General features: G+C 41.3%; 16 protein-coding genes. 8 read left to right on the forward strand and 8 right to left on the reverse strand.

Features of this window, described 5'->3' with window-relative positions:
- Positions 1–280: 280 nt before the first annotated feature.
- Complete coding sequence (locus H6G92_RS01525) at positions 281–751, forward strand: ArsC/Spx/MgsR family protein (RefSeq protein ID WP_190890004.1); 471 nt, start codon at positions 281–283, stop codon at positions 749–751.
- 204 nt (positions 752–955) lie between these two features.
- A complete protein-coding gene (locus tag H6G92_RS01530) occupies positions 956–6,454 on the forward strand; it encodes a trifunctional serine/threonine-protein kinase/ATP-binding protein/sensor histidine kinase (RefSeq protein WP_190890006.1) in 5,499 nt (1,832 codons plus the stop codon).
- 252 nt (positions 6,455–6,706) lie between these two features.
- Here H6G92_RS01530 and cysK read toward each other — a convergent pair whose 3' ends face one another.
- Positions 6,707–7,666, reverse strand: a complete 960-nt coding sequence (gene cysK / locus H6G92_RS01535; protein ID WP_190890008.1) for a cysteine synthase A — start codon at positions 7,664–7,666, stop codon at positions 6,707–6,709.
- 1,162 nt (positions 7,667–8,828) lie between these two features.
- Here cysK and H6G92_RS01540 point away from each other — a divergent pair.
- The 6 genes from H6G92_RS01540 to H6G92_RS01565 all read left to right on the forward strand — a co-directional run bounded on the left by H6G92_RS01540 (position 8,829) and on the right by H6G92_RS01565 (position 12,080).
- On the forward strand, positions 8,829–9,251 hold the full coding sequence (locus H6G92_RS01540) for a hypothetical protein (protein ID WP_190890011.1): 423 nt from the start codon (positions 8,829–8,831) through the stop codon (positions 9,249–9,251).
- Positions 9,252–9,290: 39 nt separating this feature from the next.
- Positions 9,291–9,572 (forward strand): hypothetical protein, encoded by a 282-nt coding sequence (locus tag H6G92_RS01545; protein WP_190890013.1) that lies wholly within the window; start codon positions 9,291–9,293, stop codon positions 9,570–9,572.
- Positions 9,573–9,574: 2 nt separating this feature from the next.
- Positions 9,575–9,886, forward strand: coding sequence for a hypothetical protein (locus tag H6G92_RS01550; protein ID WP_100900567.1), 312 nt, complete (start codon positions 9,575–9,577; stop codon positions 9,884–9,886).
- A 324-nt stretch (positions 9,887–10,210) separates the two neighbouring features.
- Positions 10,211–10,573, forward strand: coding sequence for a hypothetical protein (locus H6G92_RS01555; protein WP_190890015.1), 363 nt, complete (start codon positions 10,211–10,213; stop codon positions 10,571–10,573).
- A 135-nt stretch (positions 10,574–10,708) separates the two neighbouring features.
- A complete protein-coding gene (locus H6G92_RS01560) occupies positions 10,709–11,716 on the forward strand; it encodes an LLM class flavin-dependent oxidoreductase (RefSeq protein ID WP_190890017.1) in 1,008 nt (335 codons plus the stop codon).
- Positions 11,706–12,080, forward strand: coding sequence for a hypothetical protein (locus tag H6G92_RS01565; protein ID WP_190890019.1), 375 nt, complete (start codon positions 11,706–11,708; stop codon positions 12,078–12,080). The genes H6G92_RS01560 and H6G92_RS01565 overlap by 11 nt, the downstream gene beginning before the upstream one ends.
- Before the next feature lie 104 nt (positions 12,081–12,184).
- Here the strand turns inward: H6G92_RS01565 and H6G92_RS01570 are convergent, their stop codons facing one another.
- From H6G92_RS01570 to H6G92_RS01600, 7 genes are all read right to left on the reverse strand, one after another.
- On the reverse strand, positions 12,185–12,856 hold the full coding sequence (locus H6G92_RS01570) for a Coq4 family protein (protein WP_190890021.1): 672 nt from the start codon (positions 12,854–12,856) through the stop codon (positions 12,185–12,187).
- Positions 12,857–13,132: 276 nt separating this feature from the next.
- Positions 13,133–14,716, reverse strand: coding sequence for an alpha-amylase family glycosyl hydrolase (locus tag H6G92_RS01575; protein WP_190890023.1), 1,584 nt, complete (start codon positions 14,714–14,716; stop codon positions 13,133–13,135).
- A 125-nt stretch (positions 14,717–14,841) separates the two neighbouring features.
- Positions 14,842–15,693, reverse strand: coding sequence for a hydrogenase nickel incorporation protein HypB (gene hypB / locus H6G92_RS01580; protein WP_190890025.1), 852 nt, complete (start codon positions 15,691–15,693; stop codon positions 14,842–14,844).
- Positions 15,684–16,025 carry a hydrogenase maturation nickel metallochaperone HypA gene (hypA, locus tag H6G92_RS01585; protein ID WP_190890027.1) on the reverse strand — a complete coding sequence of 114 codons (342 nt, stop codon included), beginning with the start codon at positions 16,023–16,025 and terminating at the stop codon, positions 15,684–15,686. Before hypA ends, hypB begins: the two co-directional genes overlap by 10 nt.
- A 20-nt stretch (positions 16,026–16,045) precedes the next feature.
- Positions 16,046–17,149, reverse strand: a complete 1,104-nt coding sequence (gene hypE, locus H6G92_RS01590) for a hydrogenase expression/formation protein HypE (protein WP_277926715.1) — start codon at positions 17,147–17,149, stop codon at positions 16,046–16,048.
- Between the two features lie 76 nt (positions 17,150–17,225).
- Positions 17,226–18,404: a hydrogenase formation protein HypD gene (gene hypD, locus H6G92_RS01595; protein WP_190890030.1), complete on the reverse strand. Its 1,179-nt coding sequence runs from the start codon at positions 18,402–18,404 to the stop codon at positions 17,226–17,228.
- Between the two features lie 189 nt (positions 18,405–18,593).
- Positions 18,594–18,854, reverse strand: a complete 261-nt coding sequence (locus tag H6G92_RS01600; protein ID WP_190890032.1) for a HypC/HybG/HupF family hydrogenase formation chaperone — start codon at positions 18,852–18,854, stop codon at positions 18,594–18,596.
- Positions 18,855–18,900 lie beyond the last annotated feature (46 nt).

Genomic DNA, 18,900 nt, shown 5'->3' on the forward strand with positions numbered 1-18,900 from the left:
CCCCTAAATCCCCCTTAAAAAGCGGGACTTTGAAGGATTTTTACCTCCCTTTTTAAGGGGGACTTTGAAGGATTTTTGCCCCCCTTAAAAAGGGGGGTTGGGGGGATCAAAAGCTTGTGGGGCAATGTTAGAAGACTTCTGTGTATACCGTAGCCTTTTTTTAGGTGGGATCTAGGTTTTCGGTTTTCAGTGCGTAAGTCCTGACTAGGAATCGTCAAGATTAATTTCATCAGTTCGCAGTTGGCGCTTTAGCGCGAAAGAGTAATTAGGAGATAGTGGAATGGCAAGAGTAATTTTCTATAGCAAACCAGGCTGTAAAGGTGGTGTTAAGCAAAAAGTTTTGCTAACAGCTGCCGGTCATGAGGTGATACCACAGAACCTGCTAAAAGAACCTTGGACAGTTGAACGGTTGCGCTCATTTTTTGGCGATCGCCCCGTAGCCGAATGGTTTAATCCTTCCGCCCCCAAGGTAAAATCTGGTGAGGTGGTTCCTGAAAAAGTGGATGAACAAACCGCTTTGGCGCTGATGCTGAAAGAGCCACTATTAATTCGCCGTCCTTTGTTAGAAGTAGGCGAACAGCGCGAGGTAGGATTTGATGTACAAAAAATTGATGCTTGGATTGGCTTACAAGCTGTGGATGAATCCTTGCAAGAAATCAGCGACAAGCTTATGAAGGAGAATTTGCAAGGCTGTTCTCACGGTCATGATCATGGGCATAAACACCATAAAGAAGGTGGCTGTAAGCATTAGTACAGGATTTTTGCAGTGATGTAATCTGTTAAAATCTGAATTCTTGGGTTTGAGATGCAACAATGCTCTCAAGTCCCAACATCCAACTTTGGGGTGAATTAGTCTTTGTAACATCTCGTGAAATTATGCTGATTTTTGTCACAAATGTTACAAAGCTAAACTTGCATGGGCATAGTAAGAATGCTTATATTGCAAGAAAAAACAATGACAGCTACTTTATCTGGTTATCAACTCCTCGAAACCCTTCACTCCGGTAGTAAAACCGTCATTTATCGTGGACGGCGAGAAATCGATAACGTCTCTGTCATTGTTAAAACTCTCCTGTGCGAACATCCACTCTTAGAAGACATTGCGCGACTGCGCCACGAATATCAAATTATTGAGCCTCTGCAAATTCCTGGCATTGTTAAAGCCTACGAGTTAAAGAATTATCAGCATGGCCTGGCTTTGGTTTTAGAAGACATTCCAGGTTGCTTGCTCCAAGAAGTGATTGCAACTCAAACAACCACCTTGATTACTTTCCTGAAGGTGGGGATTAATTTAGCACATATTTTAGGAGAACTGCACGCCCAACAGATTATTCACAAAGATATTAAGCCGCACAATATTATAATTGACCCCGATTCTGGCGAAGCCAAACTGATTGACTTCAGTATTTCCTCGCGCCTTGATAAAGAAAATTCCACCTTAAACAATCCCAATTTGCTCGAAGGTACGCTTGCGTATATGTCGCCTGAGCAGACGGGTAGAATGAATCGGGTGGTTGACTATCGCACCGACTTTTATTCGTTGGGTGTCACTTTATATGAAATGCTGACGGGTATTTTGCCCTTTCAAGCTGCTGACCCGATGGAGTTGATCCACTGTCACATTGCCAAAACACCAGCCGCACCTTGTAGCGAAACCGTGTGTCGTGTTCTGGAAGATGTGCCAGAGGCGATTAGTGCAGTTATTTTGAAATTATTAGCGAAAACAGCAGAGGAGCGGTATCAAAGCGCCTGGGGACTGAAAGCGGATTTAGAGGAATGCTTGTTTCAACTTCATACGAATGGAAAAATTGAAAACTTTGTACCGGGAAGACAGGACAAATCCGGGCATTTTTCGATTCCGCAAACACTATACGGACGCGAAGCAGAAGTAGCAACATTGATGGCTGCGTTTGGGCGTGTGGCAGGTGGTAGCAGCGAACTCATGCTCGTCTCTGGTTATTCGGGGATTGGAAAGACAAGTGTCGTCAATGAAGTTCATAAACCGATTGTGGGAGCAAGGGGTTATTTCATTGCAGGCAAGTTTGACCAGTTCAAGCGCAATATTCCATACACATCTTTGATTCAGGCGTTCCAATCTTTAATTGGGCAATTACTCACCGAAAGCGAAGCCCAAATCCAAGTGTGGAAAGAGAAACTCCTAACTGCATTGGGTGAGAATGGGCAAGTCATTATCGATGTGATTCCCGAAGTCGAACTAATCATTGGAACTGTGCCACCCTTAACACAATTGGGTGCGGCTGAATCTCAAAATCGTTTCAATCGTGTTTTTGGGCAATTCATTGGCGTATTCACAACCCAAGACCATCCTTTGGTTGTGTTTCTTGATGATTTACAGTGGGCAGATTCGGCATCGCTGAACTTAATTGAGCTATTGATGACAGATAGCAATCGCAAATATTTATTGTTAGTCGGCGCGTATCGGGATAACGAAGTATCGCCCACCCATCCGCTTATGATGAGTTTGGACAAGATTCAATCTTTTGGTGCGGTGGTAGATAACATCGTCTTGGCAACATTGCAGTTAACCGATGTGGAAGCATTAATTAGCGATACGTTGAATGACACAGAAGCCAGCAAGCCATTAGCAGAATTACTGTTTCACAAAACTGGAGGAAACCCTTTCTTCTTAACGCAACTGCTCAAAACCTTGTACCAGGAAGACTTGTTATCTTATGAGTTCCATTCAGGAGTATGGCAGTGGAATATCCAACATATCCAAGCGATTGGTCTTACTGACCTGAATGTGGTTGAACTGACGGCGAGAAATATTCGTAAACTGTCTTTAGAGACGCAGCAAGTACTCAAACTCGCTGCTTGTATTGGCAACACGTTTAATCTGGATGTATTAGCGATCGTTAAAGAGGCATCTTCTCTAACGACTGCGGCGCAATTGTGGTCTGCGCTTCAAGCTGGGTTAATTCTGCCGTTAAATCAGGACTACAAAATTCCCTTAGCGTTTAGTCAGGAGGATTCAGGTAGCGTTACCTTAACGGATTTCAAAGTTGACTACAAGTTTTTACATGACCGAGTACAGCAAGCAGCGTATTCTCTAATTCCCGATGAGCAGAAGAAAGCAACGCATCTGAAAATTGGTCAATTACTGCTGCAAAATACTACCCCAGAAGAACGCAAAGAAAATATATTTGCTTTAGTTAATCAACTCAATTACGGTACTGATTTACTGATATCTGAAATAGAAAAATATGAACTTGCAGAACTCAATCTAATCGCAGGTAAAAGAGCAAAAGCAGCCACAGCGCACGATTCCGCCATCAAATATTTGCAAGTCGGTTTAGGATTGTTAGCAGAAGCAAGCTGGAACAGTAACTACGACCTAACATTAGCACTGCATGAGGAAGCGACAGAAGCAGCTTTTTTAAGCGGTGATTTTGAAGGAATGCAGAGATTTGTTGAGATAGTACAAAACCACGCTAAAACGCTGCTGGACAAAATTAAAGTGTATGAAGTCCAGATACAAGCTTATGTAGGGCAAAACAGGCTGCTAGAAGCGGTTAGTACGGGACTACAAGTTTTAAAGCTATTAGGAGTAGAGTTTCCCCAAAAGCCGAACCCGTCAGATATTGGACAAGCACTCTTGGAAACTGCGGCAATTTTAAATGGAACGCAAATTGAGGATTTAGTTGATCTACCTCAAATGAGCGATCGCTATAAATTAGCAGCTATGAAACTTTTGTCAAGTATTTTTGCTGCTGCATACATTGCTACGCCAGAATTGTTGCCTTTGACGGTATGCAAACAAGTAAATCTATCCGTCCAATATGGTAATGCTTCCATATCTCCCTTTGCTTATGCCAATTATGGTCTTCTTCTTTGCGGAGTAGTGGGAGATATTGATTCAGGTTATCAGTTCGGTCAATTGGCTTTAACTCTGGTGTCAAAGTTAAATGCTCAAGAAATCAAAGCTAAGACACTCCTGATAGTAAATACATTTATCCGACCTTGGAAAGATCATCTGAGAGAAACCTTAGAACCTTTTGTGTCAGTTTACTCTAGTGGGCTGGAGACAGGAGATTTACAATATGCTGCCTATGGTTTACTAATGTATTCCTATTTAGCTTACTTTAGCGGCAAAGAACTGACTTTTCTAGAAAGAGAGATAGCAATAAACAGAAATGCTATTTATAAAATTAAGCAAGAAACAGCACTTCATTACATAGAAACCTATTGGCAGGCTATTTTAAATCTGCTCGGAAAAAGTGAAAATATTTGCTGCCTCAAGGGTAAAGCTTGCGATGAGCAGATAAAGTTACCATTGCACAAGCAAGCGAATGACATATTGGGAATTGCCTACGTATATTGGAACAAACTTTTACTTAGTTATTGGTTTGAAAATTACTCAGAAGCCATTGAAAATAGTGCCATAGCACAGAAGTATTTGGACATAGTGATAGGATTGCCCATTGTTCCTCTATTCCATTTTTACGATTCTTTAGCACGGCTAGCAGTATATCCCAATAGCCCAGAGTCAGAGCAACAGGAAATTCGCGATCGCGTCCAAGCTAATCAAGAAAAAATGCAAAAATGGGCACATCATGCCCCAATGAATCATTTACACAAATTTTATTTGGTAGAAGCAGAACGGCATCGGGTTTTAGGCGAAAAAATCGAAGCGATCGAGATGTATGATCAGGCGATCGCACTTGCTAAACAAAACGAGTACATCAACGAAGAAGCGCTAGCTTACGAACTCGCTGCCAAATTCTATTGGTCATGGGGTAAAGAAGCGATCGCCCAAACATACATGACAGATGCTTACTACGCCTATAGCCATTGGGGTGCGATCGCTAAACTCAAAGATTTAGAAGCCCGCTATCCGCAATTGATTGTGCGATCAAACACACAAAAACTAGAAACGAATTATAAAGAATTTACACTAGACAACTCCACAACTAGCGGCAGCGCTCAAATTCTCGACTTGATGACAGTGATGAAAGCTTCACAGGTCTTGTCAGAAGAAATAGTGCTGAGTCGCCTGCTCGAAAAATTGATGAAAAATGTCATCCAAAATGCTGGCGCTATCCAAGGTTACTTTATTGCCAAGCACGAGAATCAATGGATACTAGAAGCGGCGGGAACAATTGCAGGTAAGGAAGTTAGCGTTGTTGTTAATGGGCAGGATGAAACTAATTTACCCTTACTTCCGGTTGCCTTATTCAACTATGTGGAAAGAACCAGAAACAACCTAGTTTTAGACGATGCTGTTAAAGACTCCCGTTTTGCAGCTGATGCTTATATCGCCACTTACCAATCTAAGTCAATTTTGTGTCTACCGTTGATTCACTCTGGCAAGTTTACTGGTCTTCTTTACCTGGAAAATAATCTTATTCCTGGCGCTTTTACCCCAGAACGGGTAAATGTCCTGAGTCTGTTGATAGCACAAATTTCGATCGCGATCGAAAACGCCCGTCTCTACACCAACCTACAAGCTTACTCGCAACAACTGGAAGCCAAATCACAAGAACTCGAAGTTAAAAATGAAGCTTTGCAAGCATCCGAAATGCGAGAGCGAGAAAAAGCCGAACAACTTGAAAAATCGCTGCACAAACTGCAACAAACCCAGGCTCATCTTGTGCAAACCGAGAAAATGTCGAGCTTAGGACAACTGGTAGCTGGCGTTGCTCACGAAATCAACAATCCGGTAAATTTTATCTTTGGCAACCTCACCCATGCCAACGGCTACACCCAAGAGGTGCTGAGACTGCTGGAACTTTACCAGAAACATTACCCATCTCCCCATCCAGAGATTCAGGAAGAAGCGGAGGCTATCGATCTAGAATTCCTGCTAGAAGACTTGCCTAAGCTACTTTCTTCTATGCGGGTTGGAGCAGACCGAATTCGGCAAATTGTTGCTTCCCTGCGAACTTTCTCACGCATGGATGAAGCCGAGATTAAAGCCGTTAATATTCATGAGGGGATTGACAGTACCATAATGATTCTGCAACATCGCCTCAAGGCAAAGTCAGATTGTCCCGCTATTCAACTTGTTAAACACTACGGCAATCTGCCCCAAGTGGAATGCTATGCAGGGCAACTCAATCAAGTGTTCATGAATGTGTTGAGTAATGCGATCGATGCTTTGGAAGAGTCATTAGCGGAAAATCAAGAACAAATAACAACTCCAACTATTACTATTTACACTGAACAAATTGATGCTCATCAAGTCGAAATTCGGATTGCAGACAATGGTCTGAGTATACCAGAGCCTATTCGCCGCCGCCTGTTTGATCCTTTCTTCACCACAAAACCTGTGGGTAAAGGCACAGGTATGGGCTTGTCGATTAGCTACCAAATTGTCACCGAAAAACATGGTGGTTCACTCTCTTGCACCTCAGAACCCGGCAAGGGAGTGGAGTTTCAAATCCGCATTCCAGTTTCCCAGGAAGTTAGCAAGAACCTTGTGGTTAGTGTCTAGAGACTGAAATACAGCATATTTCAGCTAAATGAAGTACATGGGTAGGGGCACAACATGTTGTGCCCCTACAATTATCTGTACTCACCTTGGCGTAGCCTCTGTCTGCGACACGCTGCGCGCTTGCGTAGCATCCCGCAGGGAACGTAAAGAAGTTGCAATTTGCTGTATCACTCTCAATACGGTTCGGTTAAAGGGGAAAAGGGAATTTACCTTTTACCCCTTCCCCCACTATTGTCTTCTTTCCTACTCTCTTTAACGCACGCCAGCAGTTTCTAAGGACAAATCCTGAAACATGGGGGTGCTGAGGTAACGTTCGCCGAAGGAAGGCTGAATCATTACAATTAAACGTCCGGCATTTTCTGGGCGTTTACCTACTTGAATTGCAGCACACAAAGCTGCGCCAGATGATATCCCAGACAATAAGCCTTCTTCTTTTGCCAAACGTCGTCCAAATGCGATCGCTTGTTCATCGCTGACTCTAATTACTTCATCAACCAATTCTAGGCGGAGAACATCGGGGATAAATCCGGCACCAATACCTTGAATTCTGTGCGGCCCGGCTTCACCACCTGAGAGAACAGGGCTGTTGCTGGGTTCAACTGCGATCGCCTGAAAAGTCCGCTTGCGCTGTTTGAGTACTTCTGCAATCCCAGTAATCGTCCCACCAGTCCCTACCCCAGCAATGACGATATCCACTTCGCCGTCTGTATCTGCCCAAATTTCTTCGGCGGTGGTTTCTTGGTGAACTTTGGGATTGGCAGGGTTGCGGAACTGTTGCAGCATAAAAGCATCGGGAGTATTAGCCACAATTTCTTCGGCTTTGCGAATCGCTCCCCGCATTCCCTCAGCGCCTGGTGTCAACTCCAAAGATGCACCATAAGCCCTGAGCATAGCCCGTCGTTCTTGGCTCATTGTCTCTGGCATTGTCAAAATCAAACGGTAGCCACGCGCCGCAGCTACCATCGCTAAAGCAATTCCTGTGTTACCAGAGGTAGGCTCAACTAAAATGGTCTTTCCAGGGGAAATTGAGCCAGCTGCTTCTGCTGAGAGTACCATACTTAAACCAATGCGGTCTTTCACCGAAGCCGCTGGGTTCATACCTTCTAATTTGACAACTATCCTTGCTACTACTCCCTCAGCTTGAGGAATCTTGTTCAGTTGAACTAAAGGAGTTCGTCCAATCAGTTCTGTTACGTCTTGAGCAATCCGCATTATTTAACTCCTAAAATCCTAAATCTTAGTACAGAGTATTTACTTATAACAATAAGCTTTTGTGTATTTAATTTGCAGTTTAGTTACAATGAGCGCATATACTATGTATTCTAACTAAACCACAAAATATGAAAGTTTAGGAAGAACTTTTATCAGATGTTCCCATTGATTCTCACTTCAGCAGACGGCTAGCTTGCCATGCTTGTATTTTACCATTTACAGTTATTGACTATTGCTTTTTGGGCTGAGATTCAATTTTTATAATTCTGTATCTATGAATAATTTTTCCCATTATTTTGAATATCTACTAATCCGGTTCGGTTAACGTGTTTATTCTTCGAATATCCCCCCAACTCCCCTTAAAAAGGCTTGCTCTTGCTTCTTATTATCCTCTTTTTTAGGAGTTCACCACAAGCGGAGGCATCATATTGCAATATCTTCTATTTGTTATGGAAATATAATTTACTTTCAAAACATTTAATTGCTTTTCTTGAATTATTAGTCTATCTTTATCACCAGACATTGATATTTTCTTTTGAGTGCAGATGTTATCAGCCCGGAATTGCATCAATAACAGTCCTGAACCATTGCCTACATTGCTTTTAGGTTGAGTGCAAAAACACCAGAACCCCACCTCGAAAACACTAGTACCCTGTCTCAAAAACACTAGTACCCATACCCCAATGAATTTTTTAAAGTCTTATCAGGTGAGGATTACAGCCTTTGAGTACTATTCTAATGAATTTAATAATTTTAACGTGGCTGGAGTAAACTGTTTTGTGGAGAGCGGCTGATATAAATCGTATAGGATTTACGCAGAGATTCCCCTCTACCCCCCAACATTCCTGAGCGAAAGCTTAGTGAACTAGGGGGGACTTCTTAATCTCTCTTTTGAGAGTTGGATGAAATCAGATTCTTTGAATCTGAGTGCGTTATTTCTGACTGAATAATCCTCCTTTTTGTGAACATGTTGGTAACTTTTCAGTAGTCAGTAGTCAGTGGTAATTAAAAAACAACTGGCAACTAACGATTCAGAAAATTACCGTTTACACATATTTTAATATCAAAACTGTTTGAGAGGTAGAGATATATAGCTACTTTAGATAAACAGCAAAAGATATTTTCTTACTGGGTGCATACTACCTAGCAAGGGAGAGCCAAGATGAAAGCCAAACTTTTAAATGTTCTTACAGTTTGCGTAGTTACCTTAGCAGTGCTTTCTCCAGGAGTAGTAGTATTTGGCATAGTTTGGGAGCGACATTTAGAGTTAGTAAAATCCCAGAATTTAGCCTGCGAAGTTAACAAGACTAGTACAGATGCTCCTGCCTTGGCTCCCCGAATAGAGGGTACATATTCCCCTCAGGCTAGCATCCAATCCTCTGACCGTAATTTGATTCATCAAATGCTGACTGTTGCTGAACAATATAAATTTGCCACTATCCTGCAATGGTTCTTCTTGTTAATCCCTATTTGTGTTGGTTTAGGGATTCTCTTTTACGACAGATATCTTGTGCATCGTGCGGCTGTTTTAAAAGAACAAGTTGAAATGTTGGAAAGACTGTGGCAACAAAGTATCGAACAGTGACCAATTCCCAATTAACTCACTAAAATCAACAAAAATATCATGTCAGAACAACGCCAGCAACTGTATTTTAATCTGATTGATGAATTGCTCAAATGTCCTAATGGTCAAGAACCAGAAATTTTAGAATCTAAGCCAGAATTAATTGACTCTGGTTTCGTAGAAACAATGTTACAAGTGGCAACTATGTTTGCCCATGAAGGCAATCAAGATGGTGCCAAATTTTTATTTTTTGTGGCGCGTGAGCTAGCTAAAGAACTAGGGTTATACCCGGAAGTTCCCAATACTGAAGTTGCAAATTCTGAAGTCGCCAATAAGGAGTAAAAATGTTGTTGACTTCAACGGATGCAGGACAAATAGCTTTAGAGCTGCTAATGGCAGATTGGAATATTTCAGAAGAGAATCGGGAGTGGTTTACAATCTTTAACTCTCGTCTGATTGGCGAGAGTTGGTACACTGTGGAACTAGGTGTAGAAGGATTTCCAGATAGGTGGTTTATTCAAGTATATGACAATGGAGTGTGTGATCCAAACTATACATTTATCTCACCAATCCGTGGTTCGGAAGGATTTACGGACTTTGTAAATGTGCCAGATATTGTAGCAGAGGTCTTAGTTTGTGAACGCAATGCTCGATAATAATTAAAAATTCAAAATTTAGAATTCAACAATAGTTCGTAATTCGTAATGACGTTTGCGGACTCACTACCGCTGCGCTTATAGATTGGGATTTAGACCTACCCATAATGAATAGTAAAACCTGTAGAGGTAGCTTTCTTTAAGCCTTGATTTAATTACGAATTACGAATTACGAATTTTTAATATAAAGATGCTTTACGCAAATCGGAGGCGATACTAAATAAGGTACGCCTCTTTTTTCTGTAATATTTAATATTTTATTAAAGCCTATTAGGCTATTTTGTCATATTTAAATGACAAAATTATGTTATATTAAATAGCGTGATGGACGCTACAGAAATATCAGTTCCAATGATTGCTGAAGATATCTTAGCCAAAGAATTCACAAGAGTCCTCAACCACTACTACCCAAAAGTTGGGGAATTACTAGACGGGTGTTATGTGAAAGTCATCACCTGTTTTTGGGGACGACCTGCTAGACGCTTGCAATATATAGGAATTTATTGCTCTGCTGAAATGATTTCCTGTGTGCAAGCCCACAAAGAAATTCTCAGAGAAGTAGCAGACAATATGGGTCTAGTGCAAGTAGTCTGCATGAATGCCAAGCGATTGTTGCGCGATCCAATGTCGAAGATCAAACACAACAACCCACGCCTATGGTTGGAGTTGCAGTGGGTTGCAAATTAGTCATTTATCGCATTAATGGAGAGGAGTAAATGTGTTTGTAGAGAGGACATTAGTCCTCAAATATATAAGCACTAAAGTGCTTACTACGAACCTATCGACCACTAGAATAGCCAGCACAAAGTATTAACGCAAGTAATGAAAACTGGAATTTTCTGCAATTACGATAATCATCACCAAGATGCTCGTCGTGCCATCTTTGAGCAAGTCGCGCTGATAAAACAGGCAGAAAGTTTAGGTTTTGAGTCAGCCTGGGTGAGTGAACATCATTTTAGTGAATCCAATCTCAGCCCGTCTATGTTGCTGTTAATGGCACACTTGGCGGGAATGACTTCAACTATCCAATTAGGGACTGCGGCGGTGTTATTGCCATTCCATAACCCGATTCGGGTAGCGGAAGATATCGCCACTCTGGATAACCTGTGCAATGGACGATTATTATTTGGAGTTGCCAAAGGCGGCCCCTTTCCCCAACAAAATAAGCATTTTGCGACACTCCCCAGTGAAGCCCGTCCCAAGATGCTAGAGGCGATCGCATTGATTCAAAAGCTGTTATATGCAACTGATGTATCATTTAATGGGCGATATTATCAATGCGATCGCCTGACAATTTACCCAAAACCATTGCAAAGTCAAATACCAGTGTATGTTGCCACTGGCGGTGATGATGGTATCGAGTTTGCTGCTAAACATTCCTTCAGCTTGATGGGTGGGCCGCCATTCTCCCTACAGAGATTGAAGGATACTGTTGCTAAATATCGAGCCTTAAATTCTAGTGGTGCAGAAAACTTCGTGCTGGCACGCTTTTTTTATGTTGGCAAAACATTTGATGAGGCAGTGAGTGAGGCATTGCCTTTCGTTCGCCAATTTAGCCAGAAAATGAAAGCTAATACGGCTCAAGTATTGCAGAATAGTGCAAATACCAACCAAAAACCATTTGATCGCACAAACATTTGTTTCGATGAAGATTATTTGATTGAAAATTCAATTATCGGTGATGTGGAGACTTGTCGAGACAAAATCAAGAAATTTCAGGACGAATTAAATTTAGGTACCCTAGCACTCAAACCCTCGTCTGCGGATCTGCAAAAAAATCTGGAGAGTTTGACGCGCTACAACCAAGAGGTGCGAAATTATGTCTTCTAAACTATACCTGCTTCCTCCCGATGATTTACCTCCCACTGAGGTAACTAAACAGGATGGAATGCTGCAAATGGAGCTAGAACAGTCTACTGGTAGATGCTTTTATCTAGCCTGCGATCGCATTACGCGAGTCCTATTATCTAATTGTCAGTGGTATATCACAACAAATGCTAGCATCCTCACATTAATTATTGACTGCCCTGACTTAGTATCTTACTGGCATATTGTCAGCAATATTGCCCAGTTAGGTAATAGGTTAGAGCGCTTTGCTAGCAATGGCAAAATCCGCGTTTATCCGCCATTTGGCAAGGGGATGCCATTTGAAATCAGCGTAAATGAAATATCTGCTTATCGAGATTGGCTTTGAGGTAAATAGAAACTGGGAATCACACAAAATATAGCTCTCTTCCACCCTGTACTCCTAAAGTGCAGGGTGTTGTAATTGTTATCACTACTCTTAAATTAGTAGCTTTACGGGGTAGAATATACTCCCAGATGCTCACGAATTTCGCTGACTGGCACATCCCAAAGTTGATCCCATTTTTGCGCGATAAATTTACCTGGAGTATGAGAACCCAACTTGTAGCCACGAGATATTTCTGTCATTAAAGCTTTCAAATTAGTAGGTTGATAAAGGCTAATCATCGCCATGCCAAAACTCAAAAGCATCACGTTGATGGGAATTGGAGTCTGAGCTAAGAAAAAAGCTTGTAGACCAATTTCACCAACTACATTTGTGTCAAATCCAGCAACTACATGATATATGTCATGGGTGGATCTCCAAAGCATTTTAAGATAGGAAATGTCATCAACAACAGGAACTTTTTTATAAAAGTAGGGATCGAATCCTCTAGCTTTCATTTCTCTCGCATAAACATGACCTAGTGTTCCTTCTGGGAGTTTGCCTAAATCATCTAAATTGAAAGGGGCCGGTAGCCAGCGTTCTGCAAATAAAGCGTTCACTTCAGGGATTTTTTTTAGTTCATCAACAGCTAGCTGTGCCATTTCTATTTGGTCGAGTGCGTCCTCGAAGTCAAATACTCTATTAGTATTACCATCTCCGATTTTGTGGGCACTAGATGCTAGAAATTGAATGTAAGCAAGAAGTCCTTTATCGTTGTTGTAAGTAATTATATTATCCATAGTGATTATCTACTTGGAGATATAATTTGGCTAATTTAAATCTGAGTATTCAATTTTGGAATAGATTTATCCAGTTTTTCATGAATCTTCAGAGGTATTTAGTGAATGTCATGTTTTGACTTTAAAGTGAGTGGCAACGATTTGCCAACAAATTGTCTACAAGAAGGGCATAAACCATTAAGAAGATTTCGATGAAAATTAGAATGTAGATATTTCGTAATTGCAGGGCAAAGCATTTTGATAAAACCAAAGCTTTGCCCAAATGCTGGTGTTTGCTTACGCCAAAATCACCATTCCCGAAGGAGGCAAATCAATTCGCACAGTTGCGCGACGGTCGTTATGATGTTGTACAGCTACAGTTTGGTCGCGGGGTGGGTGGCGTAAATATGAATCGCTCCAATCGCTTTTGTATAAAAAAGTCATGGTCGAGTCTTGAGGATGCATATAAGTATCTACTGTCACTTCTGCACCGCGATTTTCTAAGCCGTTGGTATTCAGCACCATCAACACTTCTGTGTCAAATAAAGTCTGTGACCAAGCAACTAATTCGCCTTGTCCGGGAATCAAAAAGGGGGAGTTACAAAAAGATGTTTCGCGCAGGTAGTGATGACCACGGCGCAATGCTTTACCAATTTTATCGTGACTGTTGCGGATACGTGCGATCGCAGCTATCCGCAAGTAGGTGGGATGGTCGATATCGAAAAAATGACAGTCTGCTGTTTGAAATGCGCCAAAAGCGCCGCCAAACATTGCTTCTTTGATATATCTATCTTCGGCAAACCTGCCACCTTCTATGCTGTAATCGTGATAACCTTCATTCCCATCAAAAGCCTGTTCTGTTCCATAATAAATAGCAGGAATTCCTGGCATAGTTAATTGGACACCCACAGCATGAGCAACTTGCTCATAAAGATTAGGCACATTGCTGTATGCGGCAAATCGCTGCTTATGAGTCCGGGATGACATTTCATCGTCATCCAAGATGGAAACATGATATGTGCCAATTTGGCGGTATTCTCCAGCGAGATTGTTTTCGCTATACAAATCAAAAAATTGCTTGGGGTGTACTAACCCTTTTGCAAATGCAGCCAATTCATTAGGAGTCTGTGCGATGTCTAATACAGCACTGAGGTTGCGAGCAATAATGTCTATGTACGCACCAGCCATACTACCGGAGGTTATTTCCCCAGTCAGTAAAAAGTTGTCTTTACCGATAGATTCGGCGTACTCGCGGATAGCTGTGCAGAATTTGCGAGAATCTTCAGGGGAAACGTGCTTGAGGCTATCTATTCGCAAGCCATCGCAGTCAGAAAGAGCAATCCAATATTGATAAACTCTGGCTAGAGCTGCAATTACATCATTTCTGTTGAACCAATTATCGGCACTCTGGTTGTAAATTACATCAAGGATGACATACATCCTGCGATCGTGGGCAGCATCAATTAAATCTCTTAAATCTTGAGGAGTGCCAAAGTGGGGGTCAATACTTAAAAAGTCTTGGATGCGATCGCTGTGGTAAGCTTCTAAATCAGAACGTTGTCGCCAAGGTGGATTAATCCACAGCGTTGTTACTCCCAATCGTTGCAAATAGTCCAACTTACTCTTAATTCCCCTAAGAGTACCACCAACAAAGTTTGTCCCTGCTGCCATCCAGCCAGCTTTATCTTTAACCTGGAATTTTAAAGGGTTATTGTGGTCAAAGAGTTCCCTTTGATTTTCATTATCATCACTGAACCTATCTAATAGCAATTGGTACAAAAACTGGTCGCGCCAACTGATAGGACTCGGATAAACTCTCCCTCGTGGTTTCAGGTTTGTTTCAGAGAGTTGCTGGGGTGTCAATTCTTCAACTTTAGCCATGAGGATTTACGCACAGATAGGAAAATGGCAGTATGCATCTCCTATATTGCAAAAATACTTCAAGTTTTCATGAACCCATAGAGGGATTTAGTAATACAGTGACTTAAATTTGTGATGACAGGTTTTTAAGATTGAGAAGGAAGTAGTACTGACAAGTTTGTTACCTTTTCAGTTAGCCACGCATACCAATTTTCTAACCCAGCACCAGTAGTTGCAGAAACCTGAAAAATCTGAATTTGGGGATTTACTTCAATAGCATATTCTATGCATTTTTGAACATCAAAATTTACATAAGGTAGCAAATCAATTTTAGTCAGAATCATGATGTCACTAGCACGGAACATATGCGGGTATTTTATCGGTTTATCTTCTCCCTCCGTGACGGAGAGAATCACGACTTTTGCCTGTTCTCCCAAATCAAATAAAGCTGGACAAACTAAATTTCCTACATTTTCAATCATCACAACTGAATTTAGTGGCGGATTCAATTGTTGTAAACCCCTGTCTATCATTGATGCATCTAAATGACAGCCTGTTCCGGTATTGATTTGGATGACTTTAGAACCTGTTTCTTTAATTTTTTTGGCGTCGTTAGCAGTTTCTTGGTCGCCTTCAATGACACTGATAGATAATTGATGCTTTAAATCATTAATGGTTCGCGTCAAAAGAGTTGTTTTACCTGAACCCGGAGAACTCATTAAATTTAAGGCGAGAATATTTCGACCTTTAAACCATCCGCGATTTTGCGCAGCTAGCAGGTTATTCTTTGCCAATATATCCTGTTCTAAGGATATCGTTGTATTGTGTATTTTGGCGTGAACTTGAGACGCTTTTATATGAGTATCATGGCTGTGAGAATGAGTAATGACAGAACCATCTGGTAAGGTGTGAGTATGATGGTTATGTTCAGCTTCACCTGTTTCTAAATTGGTAATTTTAGTTTCACCATCATCAGAACAACCGCAGGTTACACACATAATTCCTCTATTTCTATTTCCTTAATTTTCAGTTCTTCACCAGTAATCAAATCTAATTGCACGCTTCCACAGTTACAGATACCAAATGGTTTATCTAGAGGAATTTCTGCACCACATTGCCGACATTTCCCTAAGCCGGGAATTTCCAAAATTTCTAATTTCGCCCCTTCTAAAACTGTGCCTTGAGTGCAAATATCAAAACAAAATCGGATAGCATCGGGCATAATGGCTGAAAGTTTGCCAATTTCTAATAAAACTCGCTGCACTTTTGCGCCTTTGGCGTGTTCACTTACAATTGCCACAATATTTTGGGTAATTCCGAGTTCGTGCATACTATAAAATATATTAAAGATTAACAAATTCGTGGCAATTGGTCGCCTACGAGCATATCAACAATCCTTTCAGCACCAAAAACTGTTTTTAACAATACGATACCTGGGGGTGAGGTAATAACTTCGCCAATGATACAAGCATCTTTACCTGCTGGGTGGGATTTCATGGCAGATAAAACAGTTTCTGCATATTTACCTGCAACCACTACAACTAACTTACCTTCATTAGCTAAATACAATGGGTCTAAACCGAGAATTTCGCAAACTCCGTTGACTTCTTCGCGCACTGGAATGGATTCTTCAAAGAGACGAATCCCCACATTGGAACTGAGGGTAAATTCATTTAGTACTGTAGCTAAACCACCGCGTGTAGCATCTCGCATAGCATGAACTTGGGGACATACATGGAGAATAGTTTCTACTAAATTATGTAACGGCTGACAGTCACTTTCAATATTAGTGTCTAAAGCTAATTCCCCACGGGCAATTAAAATTGCTGCCCCATGATTGCCTATTTCACCATTAATAATTACGGCATCCCCAGGTTTAATATTGTGGGCGGAAATATTAACTCCTCGCGGGATGATACCAATACCAGCAGTGTTAATAAAGAGTTTATCGGCAGCACCACGATGTACAACTTTTGTGTCACCAGTGACAATTTGAACACCAGCTTTGTTTGCGGCTGCTTTCATACTGGCTGCGACACGCCGCAGGGTTTCTACAGGTAATCCTTCTTCTAAAATTACGCTACAAGTTAGATATAAAGGTTTAGCACCACTAACAACTAAATCATTAACTGTGCCGTTGACGGCTAATTCTCCTATATCACTACCAGGAAAAAATAACGGGTCTACAACATAAGAATCTGTAGTAAATGCGAGTCTGTCTCCTTGTTCCATGAGACTGGCTAAGTTGAAGCTGGCTTGGTCTTCTAGCTGTGAAAGAATTGGGTTATCAAAATTGCTGACAAAGATATCGTCTATTAAATCACGCATGGCTTTACCACCGCTGCCATGTCCGAGAGTTATATGAGTGTCTTGCACTTTAGTTTGGCGACGGCGGACTTGTTCCATTTTTTGAAACAAGGAATTTTGTGATGAGTTGGTGGGAGAAATATTCATATTAAAATTGAGGATTTTTAAACGCAAAGGAACGCAAAGGGAAGCGCAAAGATACGCAGAGTATTTATGAGATGTACTAGTCTGAGGAGAAGCCGCAGGCGGGGAGAGGTTCTTGAGTTATTTTTGGTTTTTGGGCGATTGTTCTTTTAGAAATGGTGGAGAGTCGTCCATATTTGTAATAGGCTGCACAAGCACCTTCGGAAGATACCATGCAAGTACCAATTGGTGTTTCTGGTGTGCAAGCTGTACCGAATACTTTACACTCCCAAGGCTTTAAGACTCCTTTAAGGATTTCTCCACATTTACAGGCTTTATGGTCGGCTACTTTGAGATTAGGAATGGTAAATTTAAGTTCGGCATCAAATTGAGCATATTCAGGTTTAATTTGTAATCCTGAATAGGGAATGTCACCCAAGCCACGCCAATCAAAACTATCTCGGACGGCAAAAACTTTGTTTATGGCTTGCAGCGCTACTCTATTTCCAGATTGTTGGACAATTCGGTTATATTGATTTTCAACTTCGCAACGATTTTCTACTAGCTGCTGTAATAGCATCCAAATTGATTGGAGAATATCTAAAGGTTCAAATCCTGAGACGACAATTGGCTTATTATATTGTTGGGAAATAAATTGGTATGGGTCAGTGCCAATTACCATACTGACATGACCTGGCCCAACAAATCCATCTAGTTGTAAATCGGGATTATCTAGCAGTGCTTTGAGGGCGGGAATCACGAGGACGTGATTGGAAAACATACTAAAGTTATCAATTTCTTCGGCTGCTGCTTGCAGAATCGTGAAGGCGGTACTGGGGGCTGTGGTTTCAAAGCCTAATGCAAAGAAGACTACTTGTTTGTTGGGGTTATCTCTAGCAATTTGCAGGCTATCTAAGGGAGAGTACACCATACGGATGTCTGCGCCTTGTGCCCTGGCTTGCAGTAAAGTTGTTTTGGAACCAGGAACTCGCATGGCGTCGCCAAAGGTGGCAAAAATGACGTTATGATTTTGAGAGATTGCGATCGCATCATCTAATCTCCCCTTTGGCATCACACATACTGGACAACCAGGCCCATGAATTAGTTCAATGGCTTGGGGTAAAATTTCTTCAATACCATATTTAAAAATGGAATGGGTATGTCCGCCGCATACTTCCATTATCTTGATGGGTTTTTTTAGCTGGTTGCATAATTTGGCGATTTCGTGGCATAAGGCTTCAGCTTTTTCAGGTTCACGGAATTCGTCAACATATTTCATAGGAAGTGAGGAGTAGTTACTTTTATGTATTTGTTAATTTCGCTTTTGTGGTAAGGAGTTTTTTTTAACGAACCGCAAAGGACGCAAAGAGCGCGAAGGAAGAAAGGAAGAAAGAAAAACATGAATTGTAGACTCTTTCTCTGCGCCTCTGCGGTTTTGTGTGAGACAACAAAAGTCTATTAATTTCAGTTAAGTATTTATCCCTGCTTGTGCTGCTGCTAATTCTTGGAATAGTTGTAATGTTTCTGCCGCTTCTTGTTCGTTGATTCGATTCATGGCAAAGCCAACATGCACTAATACCCAATCACCAATACAAGCTTCGGGGGGATGTTGTTCATCAACGATACAAGCGATATTTACTTCGCGCTTAACACCACCAATGTTAACTAGTGCTAATTTATGGTTAACGTTGGTAATTTCTATAATTTGTCCGGGGATTCCTAAACACATTTTTTTATTCTTTAAGATAAACTAACCGCAGAGGCCGGAGAACACA

This window comes from Nostoc foliaceum FACHB-393, assembly GCF_014698505.1.
Taxonomy (GTDB): Bacteria; Cyanobacteriota; Cyanobacteriia; order Cyanobacteriales; family Nostocaceae; genus Nostoc; species Nostoc foliaceum_A.